The sequence below is a fragment of the Spirosoma utsteinense genome, from assembly GCF_014282275.1.
GTDB lineage: Bacteria > Bacteroidota > Bacteroidia > Cytophagales > Spirosomataceae > Spirosoma > Spirosoma utsteinense.
Window position 1 is genome coordinate 137,301 of sequence record NZ_VFIA01000007.1, and the last position, 16,836, is coordinate 154,136.

Consider the following 16,836-nt stretch of genomic DNA (forward strand, 5'->3'; position numbering starts at 1 on the left):
AGTACAGCATACAAAAGTGGCCTGATCACATGAGTTGATCAGGCCACTTTTATGAACAGCTAGTATCCGGTTAGCGGTTGAGCACCTTGACGGTTTGTGTCTGGCCCGGGGTGCTGACTCGCAGGACCAGTACCCCGGCTGGTTGCGGCTCCAGCCCGAAGGTGTGGGTCTCGACTACACCCGCAGCCTTCACCCCATGCGACCCGATGAGCCGACCCCGTTCATCAGTTAGCATAAACTGCAAGGATTGACCCTTGGCCCCGTGCACCTCAAGCCGAAGCTGCCCATTTGATAACGGGTTGCCCAGTACCAATACCTCCAGTGGAGCAACTGTTTCAACGCTCCTTCGGGCATTCCCCCCACTACATGCCGCCAGCCAGTTGTAGACAAATGAGGCCTCGCCTACACTACCACGTTGGGTCGCTTTCAACAGGATAGACGGGTTGTCGGTGTACAGGTTCAGCGTGTAAGGACCCGGCTGGGAGGTCGCCCCGAGTTCGTTGACTACCCCAAAGGTGATGGCCTGCCCCGTTACCCCGCCATACTGGGGCTGGAAGGTTACTGTTCGCAAACCGGCATTGACAACCACGCAGTTCAGCGTCTGCACGCCCGTCAGCGAAAAGGAAGTTGGCTCACCCACCGTCGGCGAGACTACCGGACTAATTATACTAATGTCAAAATTCGTACTTGTGCTCAGTCCTCCCGGATCGGTCGCTGTCAACGTCACCGAGTAAGGTGAGCCTGCCAGGGTAGAAGCCACGCCCAGAAGAGCGGTCCCCGTCACGGTCAAGCCAGGGGGCAAACCCCGGGCCGACAGGTTCAGGTTCTGGGGCGTCTCCTGATCCAGAAATACGTTGGACAGGTTTATGTTCACCGGCGAACCGGCCACCACTGTCTGGTTGCCCACCGGGCTGATGACTCGGGGGGCCGTGTTGTCCTGACCCGAGCTGGCACAGGCTGCCAGCCAGTCATAGACAAACGAAGCTTCGCCCACGCTGCCCGTCTGGGTGGCTCGCAGCGTGATTATAGGATTGTCGCGGTATAAGGTAAGGCTAAATGGACCCCTTTCGTTGGTTGAGGCCAGTTCATTGACCACAGAGAAGGCAATAGCCTGCCCGTTCAGCCCTGCATAGCGGGGACTGAAGTTGATATTGATTCGGTTGGCGATGGGCGTACAGGTCAGCATGCTCACTCCTGTCAGGGCAAAGGGCTGGCTGGGCAGGGGTGGCTCCAGGGGAGCGGGTTCTACCATAAAGCCGAAGCTCGTACTCACGCTCAGGCCATCCGGATCGGTCGCCGTAATTATCACGCTGACAAATGAACCCGTCGCTGTAGAAGGGACTCCGCTGATGGTGAAGCCCGATAGATTTAGCCCCAATGGTAAGCCCTGAGCACTCAGCCGCAGGCTACCCGGCGTCTGGTCATCGGTGAAGGTGCCCTGCGGGATGACATAGCTAAAGCCTACCCCAACGGTAGCCGACTGGGGCGGGATGGCCATCACCAGCCGTGGCGGGGTGTTAGTGGCTTCCGAAGCCCGGCAAGCCTCCAGCCAGTTGTAGCTGAACAAGGCCTCACCCGGTGTCCCCCCCTGGGTGGAGCGCAAACCGATCACGGGGTTATCCGAGTAAAGCTGAATAGTGTAGGGCCCCGACTCAGTAGTAGGCAGCAGTTCGTTGGTCACCCGGAACGTGATGGGCTGACCGTTGAGGCCGCTATAGCGGGGCGTAAAGCTGACACTGAACCGGTTAGGCTGGATGGGGGTACAATTCAGGGTGGTTACGGCCGTAATAGCGAAGGGGCTTGTGTCTATCACGGGGCTGCTCACCGACAGATTGAAAGGCGTTGAGGTGATGGCCTTACAAGCACCCGTAATAACAACTGAGTAGCTCCCTGCATCCGAAAGCTGCACATTGAGTAGGCTAAGGGTGGCCGAAGTCTGTCCTACCACCGGACTAGCCAGGTTATTCTTATACCATTGATAGCCGGTCGGGCTACCACTAACAACGACGCCCGTGCTCACCGTAGCTCCTACCAATACGCTGGTAGCGGAAATGGGTTGGTGGATGATGGCAAGTTCGGGATCGAGCCCCTGCTCGATGAGCACACTGGCCGAAGCGACACAGCCGCTGCTATTGGTCAGCGTCACTGAGTAAGTACCCGCCGTGCTGACGGTGATCGAGGGGCTCGTCGCCCCTGTGCTCCACAGCACACTACCCGTGCCCACTGCTGTCAGGGTGACCGACGGACTGGCGCAGGTTAGCGTGGCGCTCGACGGGCTGATGCTCACCGAAGGCACCGCCGTTGAACTAGACACGCTCGTACTGGCGGTATTGACACAGCCGCTACCATTGGTCAGCGTCACCGAATACGTGCCTGCCGTACTGACGGTGATCGAAGGCGTTGTCGCCCCCGTACTCCACAGCACCGTCCCCGTGCCCACCGCTGTCAGGGTAGCTGTGGGACTGGCGCAGGTTAGCGTGGCCGAAGAAGGCGTGATGCTCACTGAAGGCACTGCCGTTGAACTGGTGATTACACTGCTGGCCGTGTTGACACAACCGCTACCGTTGGTCAGCGTCACCGAATACGTGCCCGCCGTGCTGACGGTGATCGAGGGGCTCGTGGCCCCTGTGCTCCACAGCACACTGCCCGTACCTACTGCTGTCAGGGTGACCGACGGACTGGCGCAGGTTAGCGTCGCCGATGAGGGACTGATGCTCACCGAGGGAACCGCCGTTGAACTGGTGATTACACTACTGGCGGTATTGATACAGCCGCTACCGTTGGTCAGCGTCACCGAGTAAGTGCCCGCTGTGCTGACGGTGATCGAGGGGCTCGTGGCCCCCATGCTCCACAGCACACTGCCCGTACCTACTGCTGTCAGGGTGGCTGTAGGACTGGCGCAGGTTAGTGTGGCCGAAGACGGGCTGATGCTCACTGAAGGCACCGCCGTTGAACTGGTGATTACACTACTGGCCGTGTTGACACAGCCGCTACCGTTGGTCAGCGTCACCGAATACGTGCCCGCCGTGCTGACGATGATCGAAGGACTCGTCGCTCCCGTACTCCACAGCACCGTCCCCGTGCCCACCGCTGTCAGGGTGACCGACGGACTGGCGCAGGTTAGCGTCGCCGATGAGGGGCTGATGCTCACCGAAGGCACTGCCGTTGAACTAGACACGCTCGTGCTGGCCATCGCCGTGCAACCGCTGGCGTTGGCGACCGTGACCGAATACGTGCCCGGCAGACTGACAAACAGCGTATTGGTGGTGCCGGGTACGCCTAGTATACCGCTCGCATTAGCGAAAGTGTAAGAATACGGCTCTCCAATCGTGCCGCCACTGGCCGTTAAGGTAACGCTGGTTTGGGCGCAGGTCAGCGGACCGTTGTTAACTAAACTGGCTAAAGGTAAAGCGGTGACCGTTACGCTGCTTATCGCCGTCGTCGATAAGCTGTTATCCCTCACGGTAAGACTGAAACTTTGAACACCAGAGCCGCTGGCGGTTCGGTTCAGGCTCAGCGCCGTGTTGCTGCTCGAACCAGTGGTGGTACTACTACCATTGGTCAGCGTATAGGCGTAAGTGCCGCTTACATTTCCGACAGTAGCAGTAAATGTCAGGGGACTCCCGACACAAACCACATCAGGGGTTGCCTCGAAGCCCGTCAGCGTTGGCGCGTTTGAGAGCACCGTTACACTAACGCTGGCTATGGCCGTCACGTCGCAGCGACCGTTGCTCACTGTTACCGAGTAAATTCCACTTTGATTCGTGCTGGTGGCCGGAAAATTGGGATTTGCTATCGATGCGGTAAAATTGTTGGGCCCGCTCCAGCTATAGTACGCTCCCCCGGACGCGTTAAGCCGTATGGTATTCCCGATGGTTACCTGTGTACTGGTAGTACTGGCCGTGGCGCTGAGCGGTTGACAGAAAGCCGCGAAGTCCCCCGAGCCGGGCAAACCAGCGTTTGCATTAAACGTAATAGAACGGCCACCACCACACAGTGCCGACAGGCTGGCGGGAAAACAGCCACTCAGTCCATTGGAAAAGAAGTTCAGCGTCTGAATACCCGTCAGTAAGCCCAGGCCGGGCGGGATAGTACCACTGAGCTGGTTATAAGATAAATTAAGCGTTTGCAGGTTAGTGAGGGCACTGAAGCTGGCCGGAATACTGCCTGTAAGCTGATTATCAAGAAAGTTAAGCGTTCGCAAATTGGTCAGTGCACCCAGGCTGGCCGGAATACTACCTGTTAGCGTGTTTCCGTACAACTGAATCGATTCTAAGTTGGTGAGGGCACCCAAACCATCCGGGATGGTACCGCTCAACTGATTCGAGTAGAGATTAAGAAACTGTAGGCTAGTAAGTGCACTGAAACTGGCCGGAATACTACCCGTGAGTTCATTGCTGAACAGATCAAGCGTTCGCAGATTGGTGAGTGCGCTCAGGCTGGCCGGAATGCTACCGCTCAGGCGGTTGTTGTATAACTGCAGCGATTCCAGATTTGTAAGTGCACTTAAACTGGCAGGCAACGTTCCAACCAGGTTGTTCAAAAATAAGGTGAGCTGGGTAACCCGCCCGTTCGTACAGACTACATCACTCCAGGGCGCACCATTATTACCCGTGCAGGGATCGCAGTTGCCCCAGCCAGCTTTCCTGAGCCAGCCAGCGCCATTTGTTGCATTATACAGATCAACCAGGGGCTGGTAATCGGGGCTGTTGGCTAACGTTAAATTGGTGGTGGCGGTAACCGTAAAGCCATTGTTCCCCACTGTCAGGGTGAAGGTCTGTAGCCCGGAGCCGCTGACCGTTACCAACTGACTAAATGAGGCACCGGACTTAGTACCCGCCGTCAGGCTACTACCGTTGGTGAGCGTGTAGGAATAGCTACCGGTTACGTTACCAATACTAGCCGTAAAGGTAGTGGGGCCGCCTGCACAGACCGTGCCGGACGTTGCCGCGAAGCCTGTAATGGTGGGCGTGGCGTTGACGGTCAGTACATAAGCCGGGCCCAGGTCCGAACAGCCGTTGGCATCGCTGCCCCGCACGGTGATGGTAAAACTACCCCCCTGGGTGGGCGTGCCGGATAAAATACCCGTTGTAGCCAGGCTCAGGCCGGTGGGCAGCGTGCCACTGGCGATGCTGTAGCTGTAAGGCGATACTCCGCCCGAGGCCGTAAAGGTCTGATTGAACGAAGTGTTGATACCTACGGTGTTGGTAGCGGGGTTGCTGGTGGTAATCACAGCCGTATTACTGATAACCGTGGTACTGGTGGTACTCAAACAGCCGCTGGCGTTGGCGATGGTCACCGAATACGTACCCGGACTGCTCACCGTGCGGGTATTGCCCGATCCGGCCAGCACCGTACCGCCGGGAGCGGTGAACGTATAAGAAGTGCCCCCTGAAGCCGTCAGGGTCACTGATATTTGAGCGCAGGTCAGTGCACCACTGCTGATTAGAGTAGCCACAGGCAGCGCGTTGACGGTGACCGTGGTGGTAGCCGTTGCCGATAGTCCGCCATCGCTTACCGTCAGGGTGAAACTCTGACTGCTACTGCCTGTCGCTGTCAGATTTTGACTGAAGGCTGTGCTGGCCGTATTACCCGTTGTGCTGTTCGTGCCATTGGACAGGGTGTAGGCATAGGGCGGGCTTACATTACCTACCGTCGCCGTGAAGGTGATGGGACTCCCCACACAAACCGTATTGTCCAGGGTGGTAAAGCCCGAAATGGTCGGTGCTGCGGGGGTATTGGTTAAACTGAAATTGACCGTAGGCGAGACCCCGATAGCTGTAGCCGCTACCATATAGGGGCCGCCCGTTGTGGCATTGGCTGTGACACTCGCTCCGGCTACGCCACTGACGATGGTGGCCGATACCGGACTGGGACTGATACCTGCTCCCGAACCCGGACCCGTGTAGGTGACGACTCCGCCATCGACGGGCTCGCTGTTACTGCTGCTCACCGTTACCTGCAACGGATTGGCAAACGCCGTGCCGACTGTGGCCGACTGGTTGTTACCGCTGCTTAGAGCCAGCGTAAAGCCCCGTGACTCGAATGACCCTACGTCCGTTGCCCCAACCCGGCCGATGCCCCGCTGATCAGTGGTGGGGGCATCGGTGGCCGTACCGGCATTGATAGCCGGGCTACCGGGTAACAGGGCGTGCGTTTGTAATGATCCCCCGTTGTTATCAAGGGGAGCCAACAGGGCATTGACGCCTGTTTGGTTGTTGTTGACTCCGCTGGTCAGGCCCCCCGAGCCACCTGTACCAATCACATTGAACGAAGACGGAGCCAAAATGCTACCAGTGCCTGTAATCGCGATGTTACTAGCCGCAGTACCGGCACCATTGGTATTACCCGCTATAATACAGTTAATCAGCAACAGGTTACCATTGTTGATTCTCACTCCACCACGCGTGCCCCGGTTGCGGGTGATCGTGCAGTTGACCACTGTTTGACTACCCCCTTCGGTAGTAACGCCACCATCTCCCGTGTTACCACTGATTGTACAATTACTAATCAGGGCGGCATCCCGTAAAAACAGGCCACTGGCTGCTCCTGATGTATTACCTTCAAACAGACAACCCGTTACCGTTGTATTCGGACTTTCGACGCTTATACCACCGCCTACATTGGCGGTATTGCTGGTAAAGGCACTGTTGACGACACTTAAAAGCGCGCCCTGGTGGTAGATTCCCCCGCCGAGTACCCCCGCAGTATTGCTCGTGAAGGTGCAATTAGTGACCGTTAGCCGCGCACTGCCTCCATTATTTCGAATAGCCCCCCCATCGAAAGAGGCCCGGTTGTTCAGAAAGGTACAGTTGGAGACTGTTAATGTGCCGCCGTTATTAAAAGCTCCCCCCTGAGATCCGGAAGCAAAGCCGTCGGCTATCGTGAAGCCAGCGAAACTCACCGTCACACTACTGGGAACGGTAAACAGCCGGTAATCGCCCCCCGAACTTCGGCGAATGGTGAGGTTGCTGGCTCCCGGCCCCACAAAGGCAATATTTTTGGTGATGCTGGGCAGCGCACTGGCCAGGTTAATGGTGCCGCTGGCCGTGGCCGTAATAGTGAAGGGTGCCGGACAAGTGGTGGCCGCTATGTCGAGCATGGCCTGCCGCAAACTACCCGCTCCCGCATCGTCGGTGTTGGTAACGGTGTAGGTGGAAGAACAGGCAGCTACAAAGGCCATTCCCTGCATACTGAACGTACCGGTGCCGGGGGGCGTAAACAGCACGCTGCTTACGCTACTGGTTCGGTCAATAGCAAGAATTCGGGGGGTATTGGTGCGGTTGTCAGCCGCAATGATGTGGTTATTCGTGGCATCAACGGCCAGATCGTCGGGTAAATTAATAAAGCTGGTAGCCAGTTGGGTGTCCCCTGTTCCATTCAAAGAAATACGTCTCAGTTGATCCCCGTTGGTGGCTGCGTATGCGTCGCTGATTACGTAGTAGAGGTAACTGTTGGTCGGGTCAATAGCCAGACTGGAGCAGGAACTGGTCGAACTGGCGGTGCTCACAAACGTACTGTTGGCACCGGTTGAGAGATTGACCGAATAAATCTTGGGTGCAACGGTTGTTCGCTGCTCGGCGATGAACGCGCGGTTGTTGGCGATGTCGATGGCTATTACACCAGGATTATCGGCAAAACTGGTGGCAATCTGCGCATCTCCCGTTCCATCGGCGTTAACTTTCCGGAACTGATCGGTTCGGGTGGTGGCAGATCCGTCGCTCAATGTATAGTAAATCTGAGCCTTGCCGGGCAATACACTGATTAGCATCAGCCCCAGCAACACCGGCCACATAGATCGAAACGGACGATACGTCGATAGTCGGAAATTGAGTAAGACGTTGATGCGGGCAATTAGACGGATTAAAAGGGAGACGTTTACCATAATTGGAATGCTGATTAAAGGGAGGATAGATCAGGTAAAGCAAAAGGTAGTTAACGCAGATAGCACTGACGCAGCACCTAAGCAATGGCGATAAAACCAGGTAATCTCCGTGACCAGCAAAGTCGGCAACCGACCGTGCTAGTCACGGAGTCAGAAAAAAGAGGAAGGTTTTACCGGTTACCGGGCTTGAGCAATCCTGATCTTATTTCTTGTTGATTTTAGGAGAAGGGGCCAGTTGACCAATACATTTCTGGACGCCTAATTACCCCGGCAAGTACCGTCAATCCCCGCTCAATCATTGACGCTCTCGTTGCATTCTTTATCGCTGGTGTTACAGGGGTATAAAAAAAGCCCGGATTTACGGGCTTTGAGGAAATAAACGACACTTTTTAGCTACCAATATTCAATAAATAACAACTTTTTAGTGTCACTGTGGACTTAACTTACTACCGGCGCTCGAAGCCCGGCCATAGTGCGATGGCAACACACCGTACCGCTCCTGAAACACTTTGGCGAAGTAAGACAGACTGTCGAATCCAACGGCATGAGCGACCTGCGAAACGTTGTCGGCACCTGTCCGGAGCAGTTCGGCCGCCCGCGTCAGCCGGATATCACGAATAAAAAGGGTAGCCGTGGTGTCGGTCAGGGCTTTCAGTTTGCGGTGTAGTTGAGTACGGCTCATGTTGACTCCTTCAGCCAGAGCCTCAACGGTGAAATCGGCATCATCGAGGTGCTGCATGACAACCGCCGTCAGCCGGTCAAGAAATTTCTGTTCGGCGGCCAGTAAGGCTGGTTTGGCCGGTTCAGCCAGTTCGGGAACTGGTTGGGTTGCAGCAGGAAGCAGGGCTTTAGCGATAAAATGTTGGTAGAGCCGTTGCCGCTGCTGAATCAGATTGCGCACTCTGGCCCGAATCTCGACCCGGTTAAAGGGCTTGGTCAGGTAATCGTCGGCACCCAGTTCAAAACCTTCGATGCGGTCCTCGACGGTGGCTTTGGCCGTCAGCATCACCACCGGAATATGGCTGGTGGCCTCCCCTGTCTTCAACGCGCGACAGAAGCCAAACCCATCCAGCCGGGGCATCATCAGGTCGCATATAACGATATTGGGCAGCATAACCGTGGCTCGCTCCAGCCCATCCTGCCCATCGATGGCTTCAATAACCTGGTAATCAGCCTCAAAAATACTCCGTACATAAGCCCGGATATCTGCATTATCATCAATGACAAGCAGCAGGTTTTCGGGCGCTGATTGGGGGAGCAATTCAGTTACGGGAAGCGAGTCCACCGGAAAAGGCCTCAACTGGCTGGCTGACAATACCATTCCCTGTTCGGATACGTGCTTGGCCACCAGTTGCATAACCGGTACGTCGGGCTGAGTGGCCTGCTGAACCAGCGACAAGACAGCAAGCTGAGGAGGATCGATGCCAACCAGCGGCAGCGTGACCGTAAACGTCGTGCCAACTCCTTCGGTGCTGGCTACGGCAATGGTGCCGTTCAGTACCCTGACCAGTTCATCGACCATGGCCAGTCCTATCCCGGTGCCTTCGTAATTACGATTGGCTTTACCATCGACCTGATAAAAGCGGTCGAAAATCCTGGGCAGGTTAGCCACAGCGATGCCAATCCCCGTATCCCGAACCGAGATGACTAATGCGTGGGGCATGCCTTCGGTCTGGTAACTTACCGTCATGGCTACCTCGCTCCCATCCGGTGTAAACTTGAACGCATTGGCGAGGAGATTTGTGACAATTTTTTCGATCTTATCCCGGTCGAAGTTAGCCCAGTAACTGAGCCGACTCTGTTGAAAGGAGAACAAAATGACCCGGCTATCGGCCAGGGAATTGAACGCACTGGCCAGCGTCCGAAGAAAGGAGGCCATATCTCCCGGCTCGGGTTCGGCTTTCAGTTTACCGGCTTCCAGCTTGCTCAGATCAAGCAGCTGATTGATGAGGCTTAGCAACCGATTTCCATTTCGCTCCATCACGTTCAACATAGACTCGTTCGGAAAGCGTTCCTTCAAGTCGGCCAGTGGCCCCAGGATCAGGGTGAGTGGCGTACGGAACTCGTGACTGATGTTGGCAAAAAACTGCGTCTTTACCCCATTTAACTCCTGAAGTTTATCCACCTCCACTTTTTCCAGCATCAGCGCATTAGCCGTGGTGATGCGGTCTTTGATATAGGTCTGCACAATACGTCCCAACACCAGCGACATCGACACCATCTCAACCGCCAGGGCCAGCAGCGCTAACTGGCTAATAACCGGCCTGTAGGAAATAATCGACAGGGATTGAAGCTGAAATAGAAAGAAAGGTATTGCACAAAATACGATAGGTAAGACAAAGTGGTAGCGAGTACGTTGAGGGGTGAACCAGATAAGAAATACGTTCAGAAAAAACAGGCCGTACATAAGTGTCATCAGGTAGGCAAAAAATCGCCCGATAGCGTCCGTCTGAACGAAAATGGCGATCAACACGCCCGCTCCTTCCACGGCCATAACACCGAGCAGAAGCCACTTCAGAACTCTAAAAACCGGTCGATTATCCAGTAGGTTATACATCCAGACGGCCAAACCCAAGGGTAGCAGCCGCCCCATGCCGTAGTTCATCCAGTCCAGTAACCGGGGATACCCCGAGAATAAAATTGGGTAGATCCCCGTACGCGAGAGCGTAGACAGATACAGCAGAAACGTACAAACGGCGTAGAACCGAAATTGAGGGTCGGGAATAAAGCGAGCCAGGACAAAATTATTCAGCGACCGTAAGATGAACAGACCCAGAAACATCCAGATAGCAAAAATAGCGACCCGGCCTTTGCTCAGGTTGTAGTACTCATCCCATACTGTTACTTTGCCATACAGAGCCAGACTGCTCTTGATCCGAAAAAATACCGTAACCCGTGCGTTGGTTGGTAATTCAACACGAAAAAACGGAGTCATGGCAAAAAAACCCTGGTCGACATAAGGACGCTTGAGACCGCCGGTTACATGCCTGACGTGCCCCTGGGGATACACCAGATATAGATCAACGTAATCCAGGGTAGTGGCATCCAGCAGCCCTAACAGCCAGTGCCTGGTGTTTTCCTGGCTACGATTTATCAGCTCGAAGCGAAACCAGTACGCGCTGCTGCTAAACCCGTACTGAAAACTTTCCGACTTCTCCGGTTTGAAATCCCTTCGCTGACGCACTTGCTCAAACGTCAGTTGGCCCGTTTTATCCTCCAGAATGTTTATACGCGGCCCAACAGAGAGAAATCGGGTCGTGTCGTTCAAGACTGTAATGGTTGACAGATCTGATTGAATCAAGCCAGAAGGTACTTGCCTGGGAAACTCACTTTTTGGCTGAGCAAGAAGCCATGAAGGAAGAAATATCAGTAAATAAAGAAAGCGCATGTTGAGGTAGTTAGTCTTAAAGTAGACAAAATACAACATGCAATGATTAGTTACCTATCCTTTGTAAATATCTACATATACTATAGATTTACATTTGTTTTCTACTTACGACATCCGCCCGGTCAATCATCGGCATACGCGTCATTTGGTTGAATCAACTGACCAAACTTTCCCCTGTCATCGAAGGTAAAAATCAGCCTGGCGCGTTCGCTTTATCCTTCGGATTGGGATGTTCACCTGCTTTTTGAACGTACTTCCTGCTGCTGGTATGGGAGATGAAGTTAAGTGGAAATCCATCCGACTTTTCTACGCCAGGCATCATATTCCTGCTGCTCTAGTTGCCTTTCCCTTATCGTTGGTTGTTCTCCCTGCTCAACATTCATGCGGGCTGTCAGTTCGACTAACCGCTCCTCCACGGTGTTGAGTCCTAACGTCTGGCGACGTTGGTTCACTTGCCCCATCGAACCGTCAAGTTGATAGGGCATAAGTCGGCCTTGTTCGTCGTCTACAAACTGAGTCCCATACGATTGGGGGCGATTCTCAAACAGGGCAATCCTGTCTGACAGAAAAGCTAAATTGACTGGATTGATCGTCCGGCCTGTTTCCTGCTCTTTCAATAAAGCAAGGGCGCTTTTCATGAATGAAGGCAAGCTGATGGCGTGTTGAACAATCAACCAGGCGGCTTCACTGGCCTCCTCACCAACTTGTTCCTGCGCTGGCCAGCCAATTTGAACAATTATTTCCTGAAGTCGCCGGGCATTATCAAGATGCACCGCTTCCATTTCCGGGTTATATCCACGGAATAGCTTTCCCTCCGTAATAAGTCGTTCTCTAACCTCAAGGTCGTGCCTGCGTCGTTCGATCAACTCATTTGCTATGTCAGGATACAACATCTGAATCAGATTGAGTGGATATTGTTGAGCGGTTAATTTTTCCAATCAGGTGTGCAAGCGGTCGCCGGAACCCAGGCTTATTTTTTTGTTCCGATCACCGAGTAGAAAGCAGGCTTGGGCTGATTCTTCCGGTCGAACAGCAGCGGGTAGCTGGTCCGGCCCCGGATGGGCCAGTTGTTCAGCCAGCTATTGGCGTCGTTGACACCCCAGAACGTTACACGGGTAACCTTGTCTTTATGCTTCAGGAAGAGCTTGAACAGGGCTTCGTAATCAGCGGCCAACTGTTGCTGAACGGAGTCGGGCAGGGCGGTAGGATATGGATTCGATTGTTCGTTGGCGACCATGCGCTGCCCCACATCGGCCCCCTGAAAGTTGCGGGGTAACACCTCAATGTCCAGCTCCGTAAACATCACCTTCACCCCTAGGGCGGCATACTGAAGAATACTTTCTTCAATATCTTTCAACGGTACTTTGCCTACGTGCCAGTGCCCCTGAATGCCGACGCCGTCGATACGTACCCCGGCAGCTTTGATCTTCTTTACGAGTTCAATACAACCCGCCCGCTTTTTGGGTTGCTCGTTGTTGTAATCGTTGTAATACAACTCCGTTTTGGGCGATGCCTGCTGCGCCAGCCGGAACGCTTCCGTCACGAAATCCTCGCCGAGGTATTGCAGGAACACCGATTTGCGCATCGTGCCATCTTCATTGAGCGCTTCGTTCACCACGTCCCACGAATACACTTTATCCTTATAATGCCCGGCCACGGTTTTGATGTGGTCGGTAAAGAATGTGCGGATCGAATCCTGACTCTTGATGCCCCGAATGAACGACGGCAACTGACTGTGCCAGATCAGCGTGTGCCCGTTGATTTTGATGTTGTGCTTCTCGCCAAAGTCAATGAGCTTGTCGCCCATTGTAAAATCGTAGGTATCCCATTTGGGGTGGACCACCTCCGACTTCATGACGTTTTCGGGCGTAGCCATGTTGAACTGACGCGCAATGAAGGCCGTCATCTGGGGATCGCGCTCGTCGATCTGGGCGTTATTCAGCGCCGTACCAATGCCAAAATCCTTCTTGAAGGTGTCTCTCAGCGAAGGAATTTGCTGCCCGAACGTGACATTCGGTAGCGTCAGGTTTGCCAGTACGAGAACAATCGTGCCTAGCTTGGCTATATTTCTGTGTGATATCATATTGATTTTTGCTCTAGAAGTTGAGTGTTTTTTTAGTTCTTTTTGTCATCCTGCTTTTGTCATCCCGAGGAACGAGGGATCTCCGGTAATAGGCAATTATTCCCATTTACCGGAGATCCCTCGTTCCTCGGGATGACAAAAGCAGGATGACAAAAGCGGGATGACAAAAGACGTCGAGTGACAATAAAACCGCCCATTCTTTACTTGAACAGCACCTGCGAAAACTGGGCTATGTCGTGCCGCCAAACTGGCCACGAATGCCCACCAGCGTATTCGCTGTAGCTGTACTTGATCCCCATCTCATCGAATTTCTTCATCATGAGCTGGCAATTCTGGTAGGCAATATCTTCCTTGCCGCCCATCGAAATCCACAGGTTCTTCAGGTTGCCGTTAATAGTGGCCGCGTTGGTTTTCATGAATTCATACTGCGGGTCTGTCAGTTTGGGGTTATTGGCAAACCAGCCCGAGCTGAACACACCCAGACTGGAGAACATACCGGTGTTTTTGATGCCCGCGTATAACGTCTGCAATCCGCCCAACGACAGTCCCGCCAGAGCCCGATTTTTCGCGTCGGCCTCTACCCGGAAATTACTTTCCACGAAGGGAATAGCACCCAGTTTCAATTCATTTTCAAACGCCTTCAGCACGTTTTCGTTGAAACCTGCCATGCCTCCCGTCATGCCTACGTTGCCATCCAGCATGGCAATGACCATGGGTTTGGCTTTACCCTCGGCAATCAGGTTGTCCAGAATCAGGTCGGTCTTGCCCTGCGTGGCCCAGCCGCGCTGATCTTCGCCCCCGCCGTGCAGCAGGTACAGCACCGGGTATTTCTCGGTCGATTTGTCGTAGCCCGGTGGCGTGTAAACGTACATTTCGCGCCAGCTATTGGTTGCTTTGGAGAGGTAGCGCTTGATGCGAATGTCGCCGTGGGGTACGTCCTTCATGGCATAATAAGCACCGTCTTTGTCCGGGATTTCGATGCCACTGGCCATGCGGCTCATGCCATAGAACGATTCGCTGGCCGGGTCGGCGGTGGCTACTCCGTCAATCAATAAGGAGTAATAATGGAAACCCCGGCTGATGGAATCGGTAGTGGCAGTCCAGACCCCGCTGGTGTCTTTCACCATGTCGTATTTCTTGCCCAAATCCACCTGCACTTTCTGCGCTTCGGGCGCTTTTACGCGGAACACGACGCGGTTGTCGGGCAGAATTTGCGGGTATTTGGCATTGCGGATATTGGTAGCGGCCGGTGTTCCCAGCACGGTATATTTTGTCAGCGACGCCCCGTCGACGGGCTTGAACAGAAACTGCGAGAACATGTACAGGCCGTTTTTCCAGACCTTGAAATCGTGCCCGCCCGGCTCCACGTAATACACATGCGGTACGCTATGTTCATAGAGGTAGTCGTGGGTACGTTTACTGAACGAAATCAGGCCATCGGCATCTCCGCACGAAATCCAGAGCAGTTTCAGTTGTTTTTTGGCCGCTTCCGGATTCGGCACCAGTTCTTCGGGCCGTTTGGTGTTGGGAGCCGACGAAAAGCCACCCACCCAGGCAAACTTGTCCAGATTGCCCAACCCGAAATTCAGCGATTGCCCGCCACCCATCGACAGGCCGGCAATAGCGCGGTGCTCGCGGTCGGTCAGCGTCGGGTATTTCTTTTCGATAAAGGGGATCAAGTCGGTAAGCAGGTCTTTCTCAAAGGTGGCAAAAGCCTCTACTTTGTCCTTGTCGAATACATTACCCACCGCCCGGTCGTCTTTCATGGCGCGGCCGTTGGGCATCACCACAATCATGGGTTGCAGCTTGCCTTCGGCATACAGGTTATCCAGAACTACCTGAGGTTTACCGCCGTTCAGCCACTCTTTTTCATCGCCCCCAATGCCGTGCAGCAAATACAGTACCGGGTATTTTTTCTTCTTCGTATAGCCCGGCGGGGTGTATACCAACGCCTTGCGGGACGTACCCACGGTTTTCGACGGGTAACTGATCGAATCCAGCTTGCCCGTGGCGATACCAGCCCGCACCTGATCGAAGCCTTTCGGGGCCTCTTTTTCAATTTTCTGGGCGTAACTGCTACCATGCAGAAAAGCAAGGCTCAGGAGTAGGGAGATGAGTTGTTTCATGGTTAGAATGTTTTGTGATTACAAGCGAGTTTTTTGTCATGGCTCCTGCTTTTGTCATCCCGTTTTTTTGTCATCCCGACGATAGGAGGGATCTTCGGTAAATGCTAAAAATTGCCCCACCCGAAGATCCCTCCTGCGTCGGGATGACAAAACCGGGATGACAAAAAACGTACTGACAGAAAAAAGCAGCTTACTATTTAAATATCAGTCCCGCGTACTGCCGCAATGACCGACGCCAGGTCTGCCACTCGTGCGCTGTACCCGGCGACTCATAATACACGTGTTTGATACCGGCTTTTTCCAGCGCCTGATGAAATCCGTTTACGCCGGTATACATCCGCTCGGGTTCTTTGGTACCGATGCTCACGTACACCACCTTCATCTTTTTGTTGAAGGCATCGGCATCGGACCAGGCACCGTCGTAGGCCTGCTTGATATCAGCGCCCGGTTGCAGACGACCCGCTCCGCTAAACCCACCGATGTAGGCAAACTTGTCGAGGTTAGTCATCGTAGTTTGGAACGTCTGGAAACCGCCCATCGACAGCCCCGCCATCGCCCGGTCGTTGCGGTCGGCCAGCGTGCGAAACGATTTGTCGATCATCGGGATCACCTCTTTTACCAACACCTCGGGGAATACGTTGCTGGCCATTCCGCCGGTTGTGCTGACGGGCGCGGTCGGGTTGGTTGCGTAGCCGCGTTCCATCACCACGATCATGGGCGTTGCTTTCCCTTCGGCAATCAGGTTGTCGAGAATAAAGTCCATTTTGCCCTGCGTTGCCCAGCCGGTCTCATCTTCGCCCGAGCCATGTTGCAGATACAGCACCGGGTAGCGCTTTTTCGGACTTTCATCATAACCCGGTGGCGTGTACACGTTGGCCCGACGCCAGGCTTTGGTGATCTCGGAATAGTAATTGACCGACCGTATCTGACCATGCGCGACGTTTTTGGGCTGATAATAGTCCATATCTTTATCGGGAATGTCGATGCCACTTGCCATGCGGCCCATGCCGTAAAACGTCTGGCTCGACGGGTCGCAGGTAGCTACACCGTCGGCGATGAGCGAGTAGTAATGGAAGCCTTCCACGACGGGCTCCGTAGTGACGGTCCAGAAGCCGCTGGTGTCTTTCACCATGTCGTATTTCTTCACCAGATCAATTTGCAGTTTGCGGGCATCGGGCGCTTTCACGCGAAATACGACCCGGTTGTCAGGCAGAATCTGCGGGTATTTTTGCCCCGGAATATTGGTCGAGGCCGGAACGCCAGCGGTTTGGGTTTGGGCCTGTGCCTGTACACCCAGCGCCACCATGCCGACGAGTAAAGCGATTATCTTTTTCATGATAAGGGGATTAAGCAT

6 protein-coding genes are annotated in these 16,836 nt (G+C 54.2%); all 6 read right to left on the minus strand.

Annotated features, from left to right (window positions below; genetic code table 11):
- Positions 1 to 70: 70 nt before the first annotated feature.
- The 6 genes from FH603_RS07690 to FH603_RS07715 all read right to left on the minus strand — a co-directional run bounded on the left by FH603_RS07690 (position 71) and on the right by FH603_RS07715 (position 16,818).
- Complete coding sequence (locus FH603_RS07690) at positions 71 to 7,885, minus strand: putative Ig domain-containing protein (RefSeq protein ID WP_186736881.1); 7,815 nt, start codon at positions 7,883 to 7,885, stop codon at positions 71 to 73.
- A gap of 427 nt (positions 7,886 to 8,312) precedes the next feature.
- Positions 8,313 to 11,153, minus strand: coding sequence for an ATP-binding protein (locus FH603_RS07695; RefSeq protein WP_342355213.1), 2,841 nt, complete (start codon positions 11,151 to 11,153; stop codon positions 8,313 to 8,315).
- A 401-nt stretch (positions 11,154 to 11,554) separates the two neighbouring features.
- The gene (locus tag FH603_RS07700) at positions 11,555 to 12,211 is read right to left on the minus strand and encodes a DUF6624 domain-containing protein (protein ID WP_235985567.1); all 657 of its coding nucleotides are present in this window, start codon (positions 12,209 to 12,211) and stop codon (positions 11,555 to 11,557) included.
- Between the two features lie 32 nt (positions 12,212 to 12,243).
- Positions 12,244 to 13,356: an endo-1,4-beta-xylanase gene (locus tag FH603_RS07705; protein WP_186736883.1), complete on the minus strand. Its 1,113-nt coding sequence runs from the start codon at positions 13,354 to 13,356 to the stop codon at positions 12,244 to 12,246.
- Positions 13,357 to 13,556: 200 nt separating this feature from the next.
- Positions 13,557 to 15,482, minus strand: coding sequence for an alpha/beta hydrolase-fold protein (locus FH603_RS07710; RefSeq protein WP_186736884.1), 1,926 nt, complete (start codon positions 15,480 to 15,482; stop codon positions 13,557 to 13,559).
- 193 nt (positions 15,483 to 15,675) lie between these two features.
- Positions 15,676 to 16,818, minus strand: a complete 1,143-nt coding sequence (locus FH603_RS07715) for an alpha/beta hydrolase-fold protein (protein ID WP_186736885.1) — start codon at positions 16,816 to 16,818, stop codon at positions 15,676 to 15,678.
- Positions 16,819 to 16,836 lie beyond the last annotated feature (18 nt).